The sequence below is a fragment of the Photobacterium kasasachensis genome, assembly GCF_050336885.1.
Lineage (GTDB): Bacteria > Pseudomonadota > Gammaproteobacteria > Enterobacterales > Vibrionaceae > Photobacterium > Photobacterium kasasachensis.
The window spans coordinates 38,575-57,138 of record NZ_JAKJSH010000028.1 but is presented as its reverse complement, the minus strand read 5'-3'; the positions used below and the strand labels follow the sequence as shown (position 1 = coordinate 57,138).

Genomic DNA, 18,564 nt, shown 5'->3' with positions numbered 1-18,564 from the left:
TCTTATCAACTTCCCAGAGGCTCTGCATCAGGCATAACCGTACGCTCTTATGCGTCGAATGTGAGGACGACTTTGATTGAATTGAACGATTGGATTACTGAAATGTTGAGTGATGTTTACTAAATATGTTGATTCGGAATATTCGAAGTATAATCTCGTTTTTATCGAGTTTTTGTTGTTGTCGAGTCTTGTATTTCCCCTGATTTAGGTTCACTATCCGGCATCCATTTTTATGTGTTTCAGTTGGTACAGGTACAAGATTATGAGTCAGGGGCAGTTTGATTCTCTTTTACCGCCGCAGATGGCCGAGAAGGCCGCTGAGGTCGGGGTAGGCAAAGCAACAAAAGATCCGGTGAAGTCGCTGTTGCTGGCCATTACTGCTGGGATGCACATCGGGATTGCATTTGTTTTTTATACCACGGTGACCACTGGTACGGGTGACATGGCGTGGGGAATGGCGCGTTTTGTCGGCGGGCTGGCATTTAGCCTGGGATTGATCTTGGTGGTGATCACCGGTGGTGAGCTGTTTACCAGTTCGGTGCTTACTTTGGTCGCCCGTGCCAGCGGTAAAATCAGTTGGAAAAGCCTGTGCTTGAACTGGGGCGTTGTCTATATCGGTAATCTGATCGGCGCCTTGCTGCTGGTGGGGATTATGCTGGTCAGCAAGCAGTATCTGTCAGCAGATGGCGCTTTGGGGATCAATACTATGCAAATTGCCCAGCACAAGCTGCATCATGGTTTCTTCCAAGCTGTTGCGCTGGGGATCATGTGTAACGTCTTGGTGTGTGTCGCGGTTTGGATGACATTTAGCGGTCGTACCCTGACGGATAAAATCATCGTGATGGTATTGCCTGTTGCAATGTTTGTCTCGGCGGGTTTCGAGCACTGTATTGCCAATATGTTCCAGGTCCCGATGGCCATCGGTATCAAAAACCTGGCCTCCCCGGAATTTTGGCAGATGAGCGGAATGAATCCGGCTGACTTCGCCGATCTGACCATGGTTAATTTCATCCTGAATAACCTTATTCCGGTGACAATTGGTAATATTATCGGTGGTGGCGTATTCGTCGGGATGGGATACTGGATTATTTACCTGCGCGGTAAGTAACTTAGTCGTATGTAAGAGTTAACTGTTCTACGTTTGCTAACTTATTTTGTTAGTTATATTTCTTGTTAGATATTCGAGTCTGATGTTGGCCATAGTAAATTGCTATGGCCTTTTTTGTCATCTTTATTGGATATATCACTTCAGATCAGCGCCTTGCCTACGTGGCCCGATCTACCCAACTAGTCATTCTCACTGAAACGAGCACCTTGAGGTCGTTGGGGGTATTAATGTATGCCTACAGAGTGTTTGTGTTTAACGATAAATACTGGTTAAACGAGGAGGTAGTTTTTGGGACATCTGCTCCTTTTCAAAACACATAACAATAGATGTATTCACTTTATTTGTGGTTGTATATTCAGAGACATAAATCATTTTCCAACCATCATACATCTCTAAATCTTCATTCATATTACCGTCGGTTATGGACTCAAATTGAGTGCACCGAGTCATCATATTATTTTCACCGCTAGACTCACGGATGTGTGAGCTTATGTTTGCTCCCGTGCAACCACTTAAAACAACCGCAACAATAAGACATAGGAACTTGTTCATACACAAATGCTCGAAAAGTATAGATAAATCAATAATCTAAATATTGCGACCATTTTCGGGGGAAACTTAAATTTTTATTTGGGAAGAATTCAGTTCAGATAAGTGAAAGCTGAGGATTTTATCCATAAAAAAAACGCCCCCGCATGGCAGAGGCGTTCACACTATTTCTTAGTCGTTAATAACGATTAAGCGCTAGCTTCTTCGGCTTGTTTGGCCTGAATCGCAGTCAGTGCCACTGTGTATACGATATCGTCTACCAGTGCGCCACGAGAAAGGTCGTTAACTGGCTTGCGCATGCCCTGAAGCATAGGACCGATAGAGACTAGGTCTGCAGAACGCTGTACCGCTTTGTATGTCGTGTTACCAGTGTTTAGGTCTGGGAATACGAATACAGTCGCTTTACCCGCTACTGGCGAGTTAGGCGCTTTAGAAGCAGCAACGTTTTCCATGATCGCAGCATCGTACTGAAGAGGACCATCGATCACTAGATCTGGGCGCTTCTCTTGAGCAATGCGAGTTGCTTCACGTACTTTATCTACGTCTGCACCCTTACCAGACGTACCGGTAGAGTAAGAGATCATTGCAACGCGTGGTTCAATACCGAATGCTTTTGCAGAGTCTGCAGACTGGATAGCGATTTCCGCTAGCTGCTCGGCATTTGGATCTGGGTTGATTGCACAGTCACCGTATACCAGTACCTGATCAGGCAGTAGCATGAAGAATACAGATGATACGATTGACGCATCAGGTGCAGTCTTGATGATCTGGAACGGAGGAACGATAGTGTTCGCCGTTGTGTGAACAGCACCAGAAACCAGGCCGTCTACCTCGTTGTTTTCAAGCATCATTGTGCCTAGGAAAACAGAGTCTTGTAGCTTCTCACGAGCAACAACGTCAGTCATACCTTTCGCGCCACGAAGCTCAACCAGGCGAGCAACGTAGTTCTCACGAACTTCTTCAGAGTTGATGATAGTGACGCCAGAACCTAGGTTAACGCCTTGCTGTTCTGCAACACGCTTGATTTCTTCTGGGTTACCAAGAAGCACACACTCCGCGATGCCGCGCTCAGCACAGATAGCTGCCGCTTTAACGGTACGTGGCTCATCACCTTCAGGAAGTACGATACGCTTAGCTGCCTTACGGGCAAGTTCTGTTAGCTCGTAACGGAATGCCGGTGGGCTCAGGCGACGCTCTTTGCTTGAACCTTCAGTCAGTGATTCAATCCACTGGCCGTCAACATGGCTGGCCATGTATTCGTTAACTAGCTCAACACGCTCTTTATCGTCTGCTGGCACTTCCAGGCTGAAGCTCTGAAGGTTCAGAGACGTCTGCCAGGTGTTACCTTGTGCAGTCATTACAGGCAGGCCTGTTTCAAATGCGCGCTCACACAGATCCATTACTGGCTTAGGTAGCTCGTAGCCGCCTGTCAGCAGCAGGGCACCGATTTCAACGCCGTTCATTGCTGCCAGACATGCTGCAACAATAACGTCAGGGCGGTCGGCAGAAGTTACAAGCAGAGAGCCCGGACGGAAGTGCTCAACCATGTGCGGGATAGAACGTGCACAGAATGTGATGCTCTTGATACGACGAGTATCGATGTCACCTTCGTTGATGATTTCAGCGTTTAGGTGCTTGGCGATATCGCGTGAACGAGTCGCGATCAGCTCTGAGCTCCAAGGTGCACAGCCTAGTACACGGATTGGGCTTGAGTTGAATACCTGCATCACTTCAACGTGAGAAGGAACTGTTGCTTCTGCATCGTCAAAGATTTCAGATAGGTCCGGACGAGTACGACCTTCAGCATCAACCGGTGCGTTTAGTTTGTTAACGACAACGCCAGAGATTTGCTCGTTTTTGATACCGCCGAAGTTAGAACATGCTACTTCGATACGTTCTTTAAGCTGAGCTGGGTTGTCTGTACCCGGTGCAACAACGAATACGATTTCCGCATCCAGTGTTTTTGCGATCTCATAGTTGATTTGGTTTGCAAACGGGTGCTTGCGAGTTGGTACCAGACCTTCGATTAGCGCCACTTCAGCATCAGCTGTCGCTTCTTTGAAACGGGCAACAATATCTTCAAGCAGTACATCGCTCTTATCATTACGGATAAGCTCTTCGGCACAAGCCATTGAGAAAGGTTCTGCAACTTTCATGTCACTGTTAGCAGTGATGATGTTGGTTGTCAGATCAGGCTGGCCGCCGCCGTGACGTGGCTGGGCGATAGGCTTGAAGAAAGAAACGCGAACACCTTTGCGTTCCATTGCGCGTAGCACACCAAGGCTAACGCTCGTAAGACCAACTCCGGCACCAACCGGAATAAGCATAATAGTACGGGACACTATGGATTCCTCAACTATTGAACAATACAGTGCTGTTCAATAATGATTTGTTAACCGTTATTGAGCAGCACCACAAAAAAAAGGTCACAACTTTCGCCTTCGACGATAAAGCCATGAAAAAATGGCCGGCCAAAGCCAGCCATTATTTGCCGCGTCTGGTGCACAGCAAAGTATCGGCAGATTAGATTTCAGTCAGACGCGCTGTATCTTCTGCGATTACTAGTTCTTCGTTAGTTGAAACAACCATTGCAGGTACACGGCTGTTTTCAGTGGTGATCACACCTTCGCCGCCGAAGCGTGCTTTAAGGTTAGCTTCACCGTCAATTTCAACACCCAGGATAGCTAGACGGTTAAGAACCATCTCACGGATTGGTGCAGAGTTTTCACCGATACCACCAGTGAATACGATAGCGTCCAGGCGGCCTTCTAGTGTTGCAGTGTAGCCGGCAACGTACTTAGCCAGGCGGTGGCAGAACACGTCCATTGCACGTGTTGCTTCTTCTTTCTCACCGTAGTTGTCTTCAACGAAACGGCAGTCAGAAGTTACGCCAGTCAGACCTAGTAGGCCAGACTCTTTAGTGAACATAGTGTTGATTTCATCAACGCTCATGCCTAGCTTGTCATGTAGGTGGAACATAACAGCTGGGTCAAGATCACCACAACGAGTACCCATTACCAGGCCTTCAAGAGGAGTCAGACCCATAGAAGTATCTACAGACTGGCCGTTCTTGATAGCACAAACAGAAGCACCGTTACCTAGGTGGCAGTTGATGATGTTTAGTTCGTTTTCAGGCTTACCTAGACGCTCAGCTGTCTCACGAGTGATGAACAGGTGAGAAGTACCGTGTGCGCCGTAGCGACGGATACCGTGATCTTTGTATAGGTTGTATGGTAGAGCGTATAGGTACGCTTCTTCTGGCATTGTTGTGTGGAATGCAGTATCGAACACAGCAACGTTTTTCAGAGCTGGGAAAGATTTCTGAGCAGCTTTGATACCGATGATATGAGCTGGGTTATGAAGCGGTGCGAAAGTTGCAGCGTCTTCGATACCTTTAAGAACAGCTTCGTCGATTAGTGCAGACTTAGTGAACTGCTCGCCGCCGTGAACAACACGGTGACCGATAGCCGCTAGGTTTTCAGCTAGTTCCGGCTTAGAAGCAAGAATAGTGTCAACCATGAACGCAAGCGCTTCTTCGTGAGCAGCGCCGTTACCTAGTTGTGCTTCGTGCTTACCGTCAAGTTTCCACTTGATACGTGCTTCTGGAAGGTGCAGACATTCTGCAAGACCTGTCAGGTGCTCTTCACCTGATACCGCGTCAACAACAGCGAACTTAAGAGAAGAACTACCGCAGTTAAGAACTAAAACCAGCTTAGACATGAGAGTGACTACCTATAATCTGTCTGAAAGTTGATATTCAACTGATGAAAAATTACCCATAGGATAGACGACTTTTGATTCTGCCGATCCAATCTGGGTCAAATTCGTGTTATGTCCGTATAATAGAGAATTGAGAAACCCACAATCCTGGGCCATCCCTGGAGGCTGCCTTAGGTTGCCAGAACGATGATTACAGGCAACAATTACTTTAGGCGCGTCTAGGATAGCGATTGTTAAGCAATATAACAAAAAGATTTTTAGAAAAATTTAATTTGAATCAAGTTTATTATTCCTGAATTTGAATTTTTACTGTTTTTTTTGAAGTTTGGTGCTTTATGAGTCAAAACAAATCGATCTGGCAGTCTTTCAAAAATGGTCAGCAGTACATGGCTACCTGGCCGATGAGGAAAGAGCTGGCAATGATGTTCCCGGAGCCTCGTTACATCAAGGCGACGAAGTTTGCGACCCGAGTGATGCCTGCTGTGGCAGTGATGAGCGTACTGAGTCAGATGGCGTTTAACAACTATGATGCTTTGCCACAGGCAATTGCCGTTGCATTCTTTGCACTGAGCATGCCGTTGCAGGGGCTCTGGTGGTTGGGTAAACGCAGTCGGACGGATTTGCCGCCTTCGCTGGCGACCTGGTATCGCGAGATCCATGACAAGATCACCAGCGAAGGGTATGCGCTGCAGCCGATAAAGCCTCGACCGCGTTATCTTGAACTGGCGCAGGTGCTGAACCGGGCGTTCAAGCAGTTGGATAAGACATCGCTGGAGCGGTGGTTTTAATTTATTCCATAACCTTATTAAGAAGAGAGGTAGGGGGGATTGGTTACACTCATCCCCTCCCAGCCTCTCCATTGAACCTCTGCCTTGAATAGGCGGAGGGGCATTCACTGTTATATCAACCTAATGTCCAATTAAAAAGCGCCGGAGCTTCCCCGTCTTACATAGAAGCTCACCATGGCGCTTTTTTGTCGGTGTTTCAAGTCATGTATTAGCCTAGCAGCAGGCTATCATCCGCCAGCTCTTCACCGCGTACTTTGCTGAACATTTCGAGCAACTGCTTCACGTCCATGTTCTCTCTTTCTTGTCCCTGGACATCCAGCACGATTTCGCCCTGGTGCAGCATCACAGTACGGTCGCCGTAGGCAAGAGCATCCTTCATTGAGTGGGTAACCATCATGACGGTCAGGTCAAACTCCTCAACCACTTTTTTGGTCAGAGCCAGAACGAAAGCAGCCATGCGCGGATCCAGAGCAGCGGTGTGCTCGTCGAGCAACAAAAGCTTGCTGTCGGCCAATGAGGCCATGACCAGACTGACGGCCTGGCGCTGACCACCGGAAAGGAGGCCGATGTGATCGCCCAGGCGGTCTTCGAGGCCGAGGCCAAGAATACTGATACGTTCCTGAAAGAGTTTGCGGCGCTGTGACGACAGGGCCAGTTTCCAGCTTCGTTTGCTGCCACGCTTGTAGGCGAGTGCCATGTTTTCTTCGATTGTCAGCGAGGCACAGGTGCCCGCCAGCGGATCCTGAAAAACACGGGCGGCATACTGCGCGCGCTCATGGACCGTTTTATGGGTCACATCGATGTCGTCAATAAGCACCTGGCCGCCCACCATTGGGGTCTCCCCGCTAACGGCGCCCAGCAGCGTTGACTTGCCTGCGCCGTTGGATCCGATCACGGTGACAAACTGCTTTTCCGGCACTGCAAGCGAAACACCGCGAAGGGCCTGGTTTTCTAATATAGTGCCTTCATTGAAGGTAACGCGGATGTCATTTAATTCAATCATCTATTTTTACCCTCTGAACGGCTCAAGCCAGCTTTTTTGCCGTGCTGGCTTGTTTCTTCTTGCGTTGAATGGTGGTTTTCATTTTTGGCGCAATGAGTGCGACGGCAACCAGCAATGCGGTGATCAGGTTAAGATCCGAGGCTTGCAGGCCAAACATACCGCTGCTTAATGCAAAGGCAACAGCCAGGCGGTACAGAACCGAGCCAAGGATAACAGCAACTACGGCCACCCAGATTTTGCGTCCCGGGATCAGGGTCTGGCCGAGGATCACGGCTGCCAGTCCGACGACAATGGTCCCGACCCCAGAGGTGACATCGGCAAAGCTATTGGTCTGGGCAAACAAGGCACCGGAAAAACCGACCAGGCCGTTTGAAAGTGCCAATCCAAAATAGGTGTACAACGCAGTATTACCGCCCTGGGCACTGACCATTCGGCTGTTGACACCGGTCGCTCGAAGTCCGAGCCCGAAGTCACTGGCGAGCAGACGGGTGATGAACCAGGCACTGAAGATAACAAGCAGCAGGACAACGCCGAGGCGCATGATCCCCGAATCTATGCCGAGATCCATTGCCAGCAGCTCAAACGGAGTCAGGATGGTATCTTCGCCCAGCAAGGCCAGGTTTGGCCGTCCCATGATCCGAATGTTGATCGAGAAGGCGGCAATCATGGTCAGGATACTGGCGAGCAGGTGGAGAATACCGCAGCGGATCGCCAGAAAAGCCGTTACCAGCCCGCAAAGGCCACCGGCAAAGATTGCCAGCAGGGTGGCAATCCACGGGTTAACACCTGCTACAATGGCGGTGGCGGCAACAGCTGCACCCATCGGGAAACTGCCGTCGACGGTAAGATCAGGAAAGTCCAGAACACGGAAAGTCAGGTAAACACCGAGGGCAACCAGGCCGTAAACCAAACCGATTTCCAGTGTGCCCAGAAAGGCAAAGAAAGACATCTAAAACACTCCTTGTCTTTGGTATTAATCAGAGGTGTAACCTGAGAGACGAGCTGCTGAAAAGCTTTTCTCGTCCCTCAAGGCCAGACCTTGTCTGATGCTTATTCGGTGACTGACGTGGCGCGATCAAGCACGGATGCAGGGAAGGTGATCCCCAGCTTGGCGGCGGCTTTCTGGTTCAGGGCCAAATCAGAGCCTTTGGCAACTTTCACCGGTAGATCGGCCACTTTCTTGCCTTTTAGCAGTGCATCAACATAGTCAGCAGTCTGAACACCGACCTGATAGTAATCAAAGCCCAATGCCGCCAGGGCACCGTTTTCGATATATGTAGTCGAGGCGCCGACAATTGGTTTGTTGGCCTGGTTGGCTGCATTGACTAGGCCGTCAATGGCACTGGCGACTGTGTTATCCGTCGGAGCATAAATTACATCGGCCTTAGAGGCGACAATTTGGGCGGCAGCTTGTACATCAGCGCTTTTCAGTGCAGTGCCTTCAACAACATTCAGGCCTCTGGCGTTGGCCGCTTCGCGCAGTAGTTCAACCAAGGCTACGGCATTGGCTTCACCGGGGTTGAACACGACCCCGATATTTTTCACGTTCGGCAGTAGCTCTTGCATGAGCTCAACATGCTGGGCGACAGGAGACAGGTCAGAAAGGCCGGTGACATTGCGGCCAGGTTTGTCCATGTTTTTAACCAGCTTGGCACCGATAGGATCGGTTACCGCAGTGAATACGACCGGAATCGAGCGTGTCGACGCAGCCAGAGCCTGGGCAGTAGGAGTGGCAATGCCGACAAGGACATCAGGGCGTTCACCGACAAATTGCTTAGCTATCTGAACCGCAATAGCCGGATTGCCCTGAGCAGTCTGGTAAGTAAATTCGAGGTTTTCCCCTTCGACATACCCTTTTTCTTTCAGGCCATCCAATAATCCCTGGCGGGCCGCATCAAGGGCCGGGTGCTCTACAATTTGCGAGACGGCAACTTTGGCAACATCAGCCAATACGGAAGGGGATGAGAGCGCGAGAGAGGCAGCAACGCAGGCTGCGGTAAGCAGTTTATTGTTTTTGATTTTCTTGAATTCCATGTCACAAGCTCCTTGCCAATAGTGATGGTCAGTACGAGGGTGACAAGTCGGCTATTGTTTACCCTCTGGAATAATGTTTTATCGCAACAGAGAAAGAAAGAACATCTATATTTTAACAAAAGCGAAACAACTTACAGGTTGGATATGCTGGTTTTTGGTTGTGACATGGATGGTTGGGCTAAATGGATGGGTAATGGTGGGTTAAATTTCGAGCGGGTAGTTAGTTGCTAGAGTTATATTCTTAATTGGCATTCATTGGCGACAAACCGATAACGCACTCTGAACGTTAGTTTCATAACGGCATGTGTTCAGCCATCAGACAGCTATCAGGCAATATGATGTCCTCTAGGAGATATTAGCTGTATCTCTCCCAAAGAACCCCACAAGCTTGGCCGCCGGTGGGGTTCTGTTCAAATGCCCTACGGGTAACACTTCAACGTCTTGTTCCTTCCGTGTATTTTGCTCATGGCTGCCATCATCTTGTCATTGTCGATGTAGCTTTGCGGCAGTGCCATCACCTCTACACGATAATCAGGAGCTGATTCGGCCAGCGTCGAGCTGGCAGTCACCGGGGTAACCATCATGACATTCAGTTCCGGGTTTCGGGCACGAATGCGCGACGCGGTGCCGAGTCCTTCTGCCACATGAAAGCGACCGGCAACGTGGATGATCTGCCTGTTGGGGTGCAGAGCAAGATAATTCACCATACTTTCAGCCATCGTATCGTCCCAGGTTGTCTGGGCGGCAAACTGGCGCTGGGTTCTTGCTTCATCGCCGTGATGCATCGAGGCAATAAACTTTTGCTGGTAGGCGTCGTTGTCCAAAGTCAGCGATTCGGCTACCCAGTTGCGCTCAGTGGCCGGTAGTTTGCCTAGGTACTCAGCCCCGTTTTTACCAATGCAGCGGACAATGGGTCTGGGCGCGTTGGCCGCAATGACATCGAGCTGCTCTTGTTTGGCAAACTCGACCAACGGGCGGTAGTCACTGGCGTAGTTTGGCCAGGCATGACCTTCCTTGATTAATGTCTTCTCACCAATCTCCCCGGCAAGATACTGGTTCACAACATTTTGCTTCTCCCGGGTAAACTGCTCCATTGACAGGGCCATATCCGGGTTCAGGCGATAGAGCTGGGCAAACAGTTGTGCCTGCATCAGATGGGTACCGGGGTGTCCGTGCCACTCGCCGACCAGAACAATATCGGCACTCTGCAAAGCCTGGGCTAGCTCACTTATGCTTAAGGCCTGGCCTTGCGGAGAGGTGATTGTGTAGTCATAAAAAGTTGTCGGAAGTGGATCTGTATCCGAGTCTGATTGTGTTGTGGCAGGCTGGGTCGCGCATCCCATTAGCAGGCTGACCAACCCGAGGGAGAGCCAATTTTTCATTCATTCACCACTGTGCTCTGAGAAATTACAGGTTAAAACCGTATTTATCTTCGAAAATACCAAGCATGATGTGTTAGCCACAGAAGCAATTGCTGATAGCTGCTTGAGATAATCACTTGATATAACTGTAGACGGTGCGAAATGATAAGAGAGATGAAATTAGCTAGCAATGAAAATAAGAATTAATTTCAATTGGCGTTGAGCTTTCTGTTTACTAAGCGCTCAACCCGGTCCAAGCCAGAGGCCGAGACCGGACAGGTGCTGTCATGCGCTGGATCTATTGTCTGCGATACACCCGAACTGAAAAGTCTGCTTCGCAGCTAAATTCGTTGGCCGAACGGAGCTGCTCCCACACTGCCTCAGAGGTTTTCCAGGCAAACGGCGTCATCTGCATCAATGCTGTCGCTTCTTCACCGGAGAGGCTCATGTCGTAATGCAGCTGCTGGTCGGCAACCAACTCGAAGCCTTCGATGCTTTCTGCTGTCATCTCATGCAGGCGTACGTCATCGTAGATGAGGTCTTTTAGCTGGTACAGGTGACGGGCCGCAGGTGTGACCGTTACCAAAATACCGCCGGCCTTGATGGCACGGTAAAGCTCTTCGTCCTTGCAAGGGGCATAGATCCGCACCACGCCATCGAGCATACCGTCGGAGAACGGCAACCGGTGGCTGGAGGCGACACAGAAGTGACATGCTTGATAACGTTTGGCCGCATAACGGACAGCGACTTTGGAGATATCCAGTCCGTGGATGCAAAGCGCCGGGTGGGCCTGTTTCAGGTGAACAAACTCGGAGGTGTAGTAACCTTCACCGCAGCCGATATCGAGCAGGTGCCGTGAATCAGCCGGCAGATATTGATCCAGTTGTTCGACCACCATTTCACGTAACGGCTGGTAGTGGTCCGTATTGAGAAACAGACGGCGAGCCTGCATCATCTCTTTATTGTCACCCGGATTTTTCGAGCTTTTGTGATGGGCCGGCATCAGGTTGACATAGCCTTCTTTGGCCTGATCAAACTGGTGGTTGTTTTCGCAGCGCCACGAGTTAGCCTGAAGACTGAGCGGCGAATGACAAAGTGGACATTGGTAGGACATGGTGAAAACCGGATGATATAAGACAGCGGGTATTGTAAACATCCCCTTATACAGCTGCAAGCCGGGGCGACAGGGAGGCTGGTCCTCCCTGTCTGCAATCGCTCATAATGGTAAATCCTGACGTTTTATCTCTCTTTATAGTTATCTTTATCTCACCTTGTAGTTATCTTTATCCAGATTGTATTTCTTCATTCTCAGGTAGAGTTTCTTACGCTGTATTTTCAAGTAGTCAGAGACTTCGTTGATACGCCCGGCATACAAATAAAGCGCATCTTCGATCAATTGTTTTTCGTATTGCTCGACCAGGTCGTCCAGCGGGCTGGTCATTTGTTCTATGGGCTGTATGCGATCAGCGCCGGAAAGCTTGACGATCCCGATGGCATAGAGTTCAGCGACACTTTTTAGCTCGCGGATATTACCGGGCCATTGGTGGCGCTTGAGCGTATCGAGGTAAGCCTTGTCAATTTTCGGCTTAGGCTTGCCCAGCAGCGCGCAACTGTTGCGTAAAAAATGGTGAAACAGCGGAATGATGTCTTCCTTGTGAAAGCGCAGCGGCGGGATCGTAAACCTCACCTGGCTCAGGAAGTAAAACAGCTCCGGTAACAGGCGGTGCTCTTTAAGCTCGGTTTCCGGGCATTCACCGAAAATAGCAATCAGCTTGACGCCACGTTTGCCCGAGCGCTCCTGGTTAAGCAAAAAGTGGCTGAGAAAGCGTTGTACCTCTATTGGCATCGATGCCGGGTTCTGTATTATCAGGCTGCCCTGTTTCGCTTCCTCCAGGGTTGCTTCAAGTTCTTGGATGGAAGGCATCGAGTCGCCGTTTTTGATAACAAGAGGGTGTTTGCCTCGCGGGCTGTACTGATGCAGCAGGGTTGCCGTGGTATACCGGCCTGTACCGCTTTCACCCTGGATCAGGGCGTCTCTGTCGGCCGTTGCCAGTAGTTTGATATGGCTTCTGAGCTCTTCAATTTCAGGACTATTACCCAGCAGTTGCTCGGGGAGTTTGTTCTCGATAATTTGCCATTGTTCTACACGCTTTTTTCGCTCGTTGATCACTTTTTCCAGCAGTGCCAGTAGCTTTTTGGGCTTGAGAGGCTTTTCCAGATAGTCAATGGCACCTTTTTGCATGGCTTCGACGGCCATTTCGATATCACCGTGGCCGGTGATAGTAATAATGGGCAGGTGAGGGCTGATCATTTTGACCCTGTCGATAAGCTCCATACCGTTCATCGTCGGCATATAGATGTCAGTGAGGATCACACCTGACCAGTCTGCATGCAGCTCCTTCAGGGCATCGTAGGGATCAAGGCAGGCCCGCGTCTTGTAGCCGGCAAGCTGCAATAAGTGCTGGCACGAGTTAAGTACGTGCTGATCGTCGTCGATAAGTAATACTTGAGTGTCGTTACTGAGCGTCATGTGTCGGGAACTCCAAAATAATCATTGCACCGCCGGCTGGCGTCGACGCCAACCGGATTGCACCGTTCATACGCCTCATGATCGAACGGCAGATGCTTAATCCAAGACCCAGTCCCACCTCTTTGGTGGTGGTAAACGGGGTAAACAGTTTCGCTATAATTTCGTTGTCGAAGCCTTGCCCGTTATCGCAGCAGGCAAGGGTGAGCCGTTTATCGGTACGGCTTATTTCAATGATATCCACGCGGCCCTGGATATGGATCAGCGGAGCGAGAGCATCACAGCTGTTGAGTAGTAAATTCACCAGTACCTGTTCGATTTGGATGGTCTCACCAAGTGCATGGCTGTTGGTGGGGATCAGGTTGATCAGTTGGATATTATGTTGTTTGGCCCGACATGACACGATGTCGATTGCATGTCGGGTGGCATCAAACATGTTGACCCTGTCGACGGGCTTGGCTGTCGAAGTCTTTTTCGAGAAACTACGAAGGTTAGCAATAATATGATCCATCCGTTCGCAGACTTCGTCCATTTTATCCATGGTATCGTTGAGCTCCGGATAGGTCGTTTCATCGTAGCTCATCTGAACGGTATAGATATAGGTCGATAGTGCTGAGAGCGGCTGGTTCAGTTCATGGGCTAATGTTGTCATAGCCTGGCCTACAACGGCCATCTTAGCGGCCTGGATAAGTTCATCCTGGGTTGTCACAAGGTCAGCCTCGGCCCGCTTTCTTTCCTCAATTTCGTCCTGCAGTGCGCTATTGGCGGCAGACAGGTTCTGGGTCTTTTCCTCGACTTTCTGCTCGAGCCAGCGGGCTATGTTCTCCTGCTCGGTGATATCTGTCAGGGTAATGATCACCTTGGGCACCGAGTTTTGCTGGAAAAGGCGGAGATCCAGGCGAAAATAGCGGATTTGATGTTGGGTATCGTGCATGGCAACTGTCAGGCAAAACGCCCCCTCGCGGAGTAACGTACTGTTCTGGGTGAAGATGGATTTGAGCTGTTGATGTTTTTGCGGCTCGAATAGATCCCAGATGGCTTCTGATTTGATAAACGAGGCCGTCAGCAGCGGAAATAGCTCCTTGGCCTGGACATTCATTGATTCAATGATGCCCTGTGTGGTGCAGGTAATAATACTGGCCTGGGTGTTGTTGATTAGGTTCAGGGCATTGGTCTTCTCGATTTCCTGTCGCTGAAGGCAGAAGTTGCGTAGATCATTACCGAGCTTGCCGATCTCGTCTCGTCCGTTGACCGATACAGGCAGCTCGACCTCACCGGTCACGACGGCATTGAGGGCCAGGCTGAGATCGTGCAGCCGGGCAACGATGCGCTTACGGACGAAATAGGTACAGATAAACGCGCTACAGAGCAATGCGCTGATCAGTACGGCAAACAATAGTTGGTTGCCGGTTTTGACTGCTGTTTTTGCATCATGCTTGATCCCCGCCAGAGCCTGGCTGGTATGGATCACGAGCTGAGTGATTTGGTGTTGCTGAAAACTGAGGCGGGACTTGATAATTGCCTTCTGCTGCTCAGTTTGTTCGTTGTTCGCAATGATCTCCTGAAGTAGCTGGTGGAGTTTCCCGTTTGGTTGAACAAGGGTGATCAGTTCGAGAAGTAACTGATGCTGGGTAATACTGGCAGCATTGTGCTGCAGGGCATCACTCAGGCTACTGGTCTCTTGTGTCTTGTAGCCGATAAATTGAAAGGCACTGTCGAGGTTGCGCTGCTGGTGTTGGCGTATTACCTCCTGTACTAATGATACCAGCTCGTTTTCGTTGAATGTCAGCTGCTGCAAGGTGGAGAAGTCATTGCTGAGCAGCGCCAGTTTTTTCGGGCTTAGGCTAGAGGTTTGTGAGTTGGTGATCTGCCACTCCAGCTCCTGGTTGAGGGGAGTAAGTTCGTCGATGATGTCCTGGTGGAGCCACAAGATTGTTTCTGATGTCTTGTCGAGCGCCTGACTGAGCTCGATTCTGCGCTCCAGCAGGCGGGTAACGAGCTGGATATCTGCATTGAGAAGCGCATATTCCTGCCTGAGGTTGTTAACCAGCGGCAACTCGGTCAGCCTGACAGTCGCCTGGTTGAGTTCTGACATCTCAGTTGCCATCCTGGCCTTAAGCTGGTTAAGCCGGGTTAGGTTGCCGGTGGTGTATATCTCGTTGAGGCAGGCCTGGAGTTCGGCACTGTTCCGCTCCAGTTCATAGCTGGCTTTCAGGGCCGGTACGTTATCGTCCAGCATGAGATCAACCCGGTAGTCGAGCCTTTTCCAGGTGATAAATGCTACGCTGCTAACGAGCCCTACCATGAGTAGTACGCAGGTAAATGCCGCGACAAGCCGCGAACCTATGGTCTTAAATTTGAACAACATAGTTACTACTCTTGGTTAATCTGACTGAGCAGCGTATTGGCATTCAGCAAATTAAGTTTCAGTGTTTGTTTCCATTCCTGAATTTCGGCGGCAATATCCGGATCTCTGCCGCGCTTGGCCCAGTCGCTATGAAACCGTGCCAGATAGTCAGGTGAACTAGCCTGCTCGGCTGTCACCGGTACCTTGGTGGCATAGTCTTTGGCTAGCTGAATTTTTTCCTTTGCCTGAGGGGACAGGTTGGGTTGTGCTTCAAGCTCATGGATTGACTGCCAGGTACTATTGAGCTGATGGAGTTGCTCGGTAATGGCCTGATCAAAGAGGTGAGAGATCAGCGGGTCCCGGCTGTGTACCAACTGCTTATCCAAGATGAAGGTAACACTCTTGGCTAGCTGTGGTTGGTTAAGGGAATACTTGGCCATCGAGGTATTTTCAAGCAGTTGCTGGCCCGATTGAGAGAGCAGGAAGCTGATGAACGTGTTGGCATTGTCGATAGAGTGACTCTTTCGGGCGATACCAATATAGGCCGGCATCAGGATAGAGTTGGGCAAATAGTCAAAACCGATATAAGGGAAGACTTTCCGGCTATTGATGGCATAGCTGTCGATAACCGGTGCGGCACCGATAAAGCCTTTTGATATTGCCTCGCTGACCCCGAAGCTGCGTGCTGAAATAAAGGCAATATTACCGCCAATCTGCATGAGCAAGCGCCATCCATCTTCCCAACCGTAATGCTGAAGGATATTTTCGACCATCAGGTTGGTCGTGCCCGATCGTGACGGCGTGCTCATGGTGATGTGATGGAAATAGATTGCCTTGGTCAGGTCTTCCCAGGATGCCGGGATCGGTAAGTTATGGCTGTCGAGGTATTGGTGGTTATACATCAGACCAAAACCGGAGTAGCCAAAAGCAGTTACCTCACCTGAAATGTCGAGGAGGTGCGGGGTGAGCCAGGTTGGCAACTGGTGTGGCGGGCTGATGGCATGCAGTTGCTGATTGGAGGAGAGGCTGCTGAGCAGCACCGGCGACGAGGAAATGACGATGTCGATACTCTGGGCATCGGCTTTTGCCAGCAGGCGCAGTGCCGAGCGGGTTCGCCGGAAGATGACACGAACCTCGGTATTCGGGAACTGTTGCTGATACTGCTCTACCAGATGTGAAATAGAGTGCTTGGAAAAGGTGGTGAGTATCACAATCGGTTTGCTTTCGGCGGCCTGTATATTGGCTGAAAGCAAGATAAGCATAAAAAATAGCGTATAAGTAATGGTCTTTTTCATTTTCGTCGCAACGGAAGTGTGTCGTTTTTCTGTTTGGTCACCGCGCCTGAAAAACGCCAGAAATGACGTGTTTTGTGCGCCCAATCAAAATTCACATAAAAGATAAAAAATAATTTAAAAATACGATGCTCCTCTCCGGGAACATTTCTGTTTCTTTTCGGAATGATTATCCCTGATAGATTGATGACTCTCTAGTTCAAATGTCCTCTTGTTGTCCCAGACGAAAAGTAAATTTGGGAAAAAATGATCCCAAATCGCGTCACTTGCTGTTGAATTCGAACGCCATATTATCCACCGCCAAGCACTACAGCTTAACGATTTCATTTTTAGAAAAGTTATTTCGTATAGAGGGTAATATGTTCGATTTTTTTAAAACCCGGCCGGACAAGCCGGTTATGGAAGGGAGCGCCGAGAAGGTACAGGCGATCTTCAAGCGCCATCAAAGGTCTGTCTTTTGGGGCCTAGTATTTGGCTACGCAGTGTTTTACGTGGTTCGGATGAGCTTAGGCGTGGTGAAAAAACCGATGCTCGATGCAGAAATCGTCACCAAGGCCGAGCTGGGTATCATGGGCTCGGCATTTTTCTTCACCTATGCTATCGGTAAGTTCTCTAATGGCTGCTTGTCCGATTATGCCAATATCGGCCGTTTCATGTCGTTCTCGCTATGTTTGTCGGGGCTGACTGCCGTCGCAATGGGAATGAATTCGGCAGCCTTCTTCTTTGTGCTGCTATGGGGCCTGAATGGCTGGTTCCAGTCGGTGGGTTCAGCACCTTCTTGTGTGTCTTTGTTCCAGTGGTTTTCGCCAAAGCAACGCGGCAGCCGTTACTCTATCTGGGGGGGCTCGCGGAATATCGGTGAGGGCATTACCTGGATTTTGACAGCGTCGATGGTGAGCTACTTCGGTTGGCGCGCTGGCTTTATCGGTGCTGGTATTGCTGCTGTGATCGCCTCCTTGTGCATGTTCTTTATTCTGCGTGATCGTCCGCAAACCTACGGGTTGCCTGATTCGGCAACGGCTTTTGGTGAAGAGCCTGAGATCAAGAAGGCTAATGATCCGAAAGAGACCCGTCGTGCGCAGTTATTCATTCTTAAGCAGCCGGCAGTATGGTTGATCGCCCTTGCATGTGCCGCCATGTATACCTCGCGCTATGCAATGTCGTCCTGGGCCGTGCTATACCTGCAGGAGTCAAAAGGCTACAGCCTGATTGATGCGGGTTTTGCGATGTCAGCCTACCCAATAGCCGGTCTGGCCGGGGCTATATTGTCTGGCATTATCTCTGATAAGATTTTTAACTCGAATCGCCATATTCCGACCTTACTATATGGTATTGCCAATATCGCCGGTATGTGCCTGTTGTTCTTCGGCCCGCAAAGCCGAATGATGGATGCTATTGCCCTAGGTTTGGTTGGCTATGCGATTGGTGGCCTGGTGGTTTTCCTCGCTGGTCTGACAGCCTGTGACCTGATGCCGAAGAATGCGGTAGGGGCCGTGAAAGGTTTTATTGGTCTGTTTTCCTATATGGCGGCGTCGGCTCAGGAACTGATTTCGGCACATCTGATCAAGGTAACAGAAGTGGCTAACGAAGCTGGTGAGATGGTTAAAGTGTACGATTTCGGAACGGCGCAGTACTTCTGGCTCGGGGCTGCGGTGGTCTCGTTATTTCTGGCTTTGACAGTGTGGAATGCGAAGAAGGTAACGGATATCGAGGACGCAACTCCGGCAGAACCGATACTGGTTAAATAACATCTCCCTCCGGTAGTTGCAAATAGATAAAACCGCTCATAACTTGTGAGCGGTTTTTTATTGCTTTCATTTCCCGCAGCTTGAGGG

Annotated in this window: 15 protein-coding genes; 4 read left to right on the top strand and 11 right to left on the bottom strand. The window is 49.9% G+C overall.

Going from position 1 to position 18,564, the window contains the following annotated elements:
- Positions 1 to 262: 262 nt before the first annotated feature.
- Positions 263 to 1,108 carry a formate transporter FocA gene (gene focA, locus L4D19_RS27085; RefSeq protein WP_428454977.1) on the top strand — a complete coding sequence of 282 codons (846 nt, stop codon included), beginning with the start codon at positions 263 to 265 and terminating at the stop codon, positions 1,106 to 1,108.
- Between the two features lie 252 nt (positions 1,109 to 1,360).
- On the opposite strand, the gene L4D19_RS27080 is transcribed toward focA, so the two are convergent.
- Positions 1,361 to 1,660 carry a hypothetical protein gene (locus L4D19_RS27080; protein WP_428454976.1) on the bottom strand — a complete coding sequence of 100 codons (300 nt, stop codon included), beginning with the start codon at positions 1,658 to 1,660 and terminating at the stop codon, positions 1,361 to 1,363.
- Positions 1,661 to 1,845: 185 nt separating this feature from the next.
- A complete protein-coding gene (gene pta / locus L4D19_RS27075) occupies positions 1,846 to 3,984 on the bottom strand; it encodes a phosphate acetyltransferase (RefSeq protein ID WP_160653300.1) in 2,139 nt (712 codons plus the stop codon).
- 32 nt (positions 3,985 to 4,016) lie between these two features.
- Here pta and L4D19_RS27070 point away from each other — a divergent pair, with 32 nt between their 5' ends.
- Complete coding sequence (locus L4D19_RS27070; RefSeq protein WP_428454975.1) at positions 4,017 to 4,184, top strand: hypothetical protein; 168 nt, start codon at positions 4,017 to 4,019, stop codon at positions 4,182 to 4,184.
- Here L4D19_RS27070 and L4D19_RS27065 read toward each other — a convergent pair.
- Positions 4,181 to 5,377, bottom strand: coding sequence for an acetate kinase (locus tag L4D19_RS27065; protein ID WP_428454974.1), 1,197 nt, complete (start codon positions 5,375 to 5,377; stop codon positions 4,181 to 4,183). The two genes, L4D19_RS27070 and L4D19_RS27065, sit on opposite strands and share 4 nt — an antisense overlap.
- Before the next feature lie 335 nt (positions 5,378 to 5,712).
- Between L4D19_RS27065 and yfbV the strand changes: the two genes are divergently transcribed.
- Positions 5,713 to 6,165 carry a terminus macrodomain insulation protein YfbV gene (yfbV, locus tag L4D19_RS27060; protein WP_075763196.1) on the top strand — a complete coding sequence of 151 codons (453 nt, stop codon included), beginning with the start codon at positions 5,713 to 5,715 and terminating at the stop codon, positions 6,163 to 6,165.
- A 208-nt stretch (positions 6,166 to 6,373) separates the two neighbouring features.
- Here the strand turns inward: yfbV and L4D19_RS27055 are convergent, their stop codons facing one another.
- The 8 genes from L4D19_RS27055 to L4D19_RS27020 form a co-directional block, all read right to left on the bottom strand.
- Positions 6,374 to 7,168, bottom strand: a complete 795-nt coding sequence (locus L4D19_RS27055) for an ABC transporter ATP-binding protein (protein WP_428454973.1) — start codon at positions 7,166 to 7,168, stop codon at positions 6,374 to 6,376.
- 22 nt (positions 7,169 to 7,190) lie between these two features.
- On the bottom strand, positions 7,191 to 8,117 hold the full coding sequence (locus L4D19_RS27050; RefSeq protein WP_160653170.1) for an ABC transporter permease: 927 nt from the start codon (positions 8,115 to 8,117) through the stop codon (positions 7,191 to 7,193).
- 101 nt (positions 8,118 to 8,218) lie between these two features.
- Positions 8,219 to 9,187, bottom strand: a complete 969-nt coding sequence (locus tag L4D19_RS27045; RefSeq protein ID WP_428454992.1) for an ABC transporter substrate-binding protein — start codon at positions 9,185 to 9,187, stop codon at positions 8,219 to 8,221.
- A gap of 434 nt (positions 9,188 to 9,621) precedes the next feature.
- Complete coding sequence (locus L4D19_RS27040; protein ID WP_428454972.1) at positions 9,622 to 10,584, bottom strand: ChaN family lipoprotein; 963 nt, start codon at positions 10,582 to 10,584, stop codon at positions 9,622 to 9,624.
- A gap of 277 nt (positions 10,585 to 10,861) precedes the next feature.
- Positions 10,862 to 11,677: a 23S rRNA (guanine(745)-N(1))-methyltransferase gene (gene rlmA / locus L4D19_RS27035; protein ID WP_428454971.1), complete on the bottom strand. Its 816-nt coding sequence runs from the start codon at positions 11,675 to 11,677 to the stop codon at positions 10,862 to 10,864.
- Between the two features lie 147 nt (positions 11,678 to 11,824).
- On the bottom strand, positions 11,825 to 13,093 hold the full coding sequence (locus L4D19_RS27030) for a sigma-54-dependent transcriptional regulator (protein ID WP_428454970.1): 1,269 nt from the start codon (positions 13,091 to 13,093) through the stop codon (positions 11,825 to 11,827).
- Positions 13,080 to 15,458, bottom strand: a complete 2,379-nt coding sequence (locus L4D19_RS27025; RefSeq protein ID WP_428454969.1) for an ATP-binding protein — start codon at positions 15,456 to 15,458, stop codon at positions 13,080 to 13,082. Before L4D19_RS27025 ends, L4D19_RS27030 begins: the two co-directional genes overlap by 14 nt.
- A gap of 5 nt (positions 15,459 to 15,463) precedes the next feature.
- Positions 15,464 to 16,732, bottom strand: a complete 1,269-nt coding sequence (locus L4D19_RS27020; RefSeq protein ID WP_428454968.1) for an ABC transporter substrate-binding protein — start codon at positions 16,730 to 16,732, stop codon at positions 15,464 to 15,466.
- A 356-nt stretch (positions 16,733 to 17,088) separates the two neighbouring features.
- On the opposite strand from L4D19_RS27020, the gene L4D19_RS27015 reads away from it, so the two are divergent.
- On the top strand, positions 17,089 to 18,477 hold the full coding sequence (locus tag L4D19_RS27015; protein ID WP_428454967.1) for an MFS transporter: 1,389 nt from the start codon (positions 17,089 to 17,091) through the stop codon (positions 18,475 to 18,477).
- Positions 18,478 to 18,564 lie beyond the last annotated feature (87 nt).

Excerpts from the sequence above, each read along its gene's own strand:
- L4D19_RS27080 (WP_428454976.1), bottom strand. The coding sequence starts at position 1,660 with ATGAACAAGTTCCTATGTCTTATTGTTGCGGTTGTTTTAAGTGGTTGC.
- L4D19_RS27020 (WP_428454968.1), bottom strand. The coding sequence starts at position 16,732 with ATGAAAAAGACCATTACTTATACGCTATTTTTTATGCTTATCTTGCTT.
- L4D19_RS27050 (WP_160653170.1), bottom strand. The coding sequence starts at position 8,117 with ATGTCTTTCTTTGCCTTTCTGGGCACACTGGAAATCGGTTTGGTTTAC.
- L4D19_RS27040 (WP_428454972.1), bottom strand. The coding sequence starts at position 10,584 with ATGAAAAATTGGCTCTCCCTCGGGTTGGTCAGCCTGCTAATGGGATGC.
- L4D19_RS27025 (WP_428454969.1), bottom strand. The coding sequence starts at position 15,458 with ATGTTGTTCAAATTTAAGACCATAGGTTCGCGGCTTGTCGCGGCATTT.
- focA (WP_428454977.1), top strand. The coding sequence starts at position 263 with ATGAGTCAGGGGCAGTTTGATTCTCTTTTACCGCCGCAGATGGCCGAG.
- L4D19_RS27065 (WP_428454974.1), bottom strand. The coding sequence starts at position 5,377 with ATGTCTAAGCTGGTTTTAGTTCTTAACTGCGGTAGTTCTTCTCTTAAG.
- yfbV (WP_075763196.1), top strand. The coding sequence starts at position 5,713 with ATGAGTCAAAACAAATCGATCTGGCAGTCTTTCAAAAATGGTCAGCAG.
- L4D19_RS27015 (WP_428454967.1), top strand. The coding sequence starts at position 17,089 with ATGTTCGATTTTTTTAAAACCCGGCCGGACAAGCCGGTTATGGAAGGG.
- rlmA (WP_428454971.1), bottom strand. The coding sequence starts at position 11,677 with ATGTCCTACCAATGTCCACTTTGTCATTCGCCGCTCAGTCTTCAGGCT.
- pta (WP_160653300.1), bottom strand. The coding sequence starts at position 3,984 with ATGCTTATTCCGGTTGGTGCCGGAGTTGGTCTTACGAGCGTTAGCCTT.
- L4D19_RS27055 (WP_428454973.1), bottom strand. The coding sequence starts at position 7,168 with ATGATTGAATTAAATGACATCCGCGTTACCTTCAATGAAGGCACTATA.
- L4D19_RS27030 (WP_428454970.1), bottom strand. The coding sequence starts at position 13,093 with ATGACGCTCAGTAACGACACTCAAGTATTACTTATCGACGACGATCAG.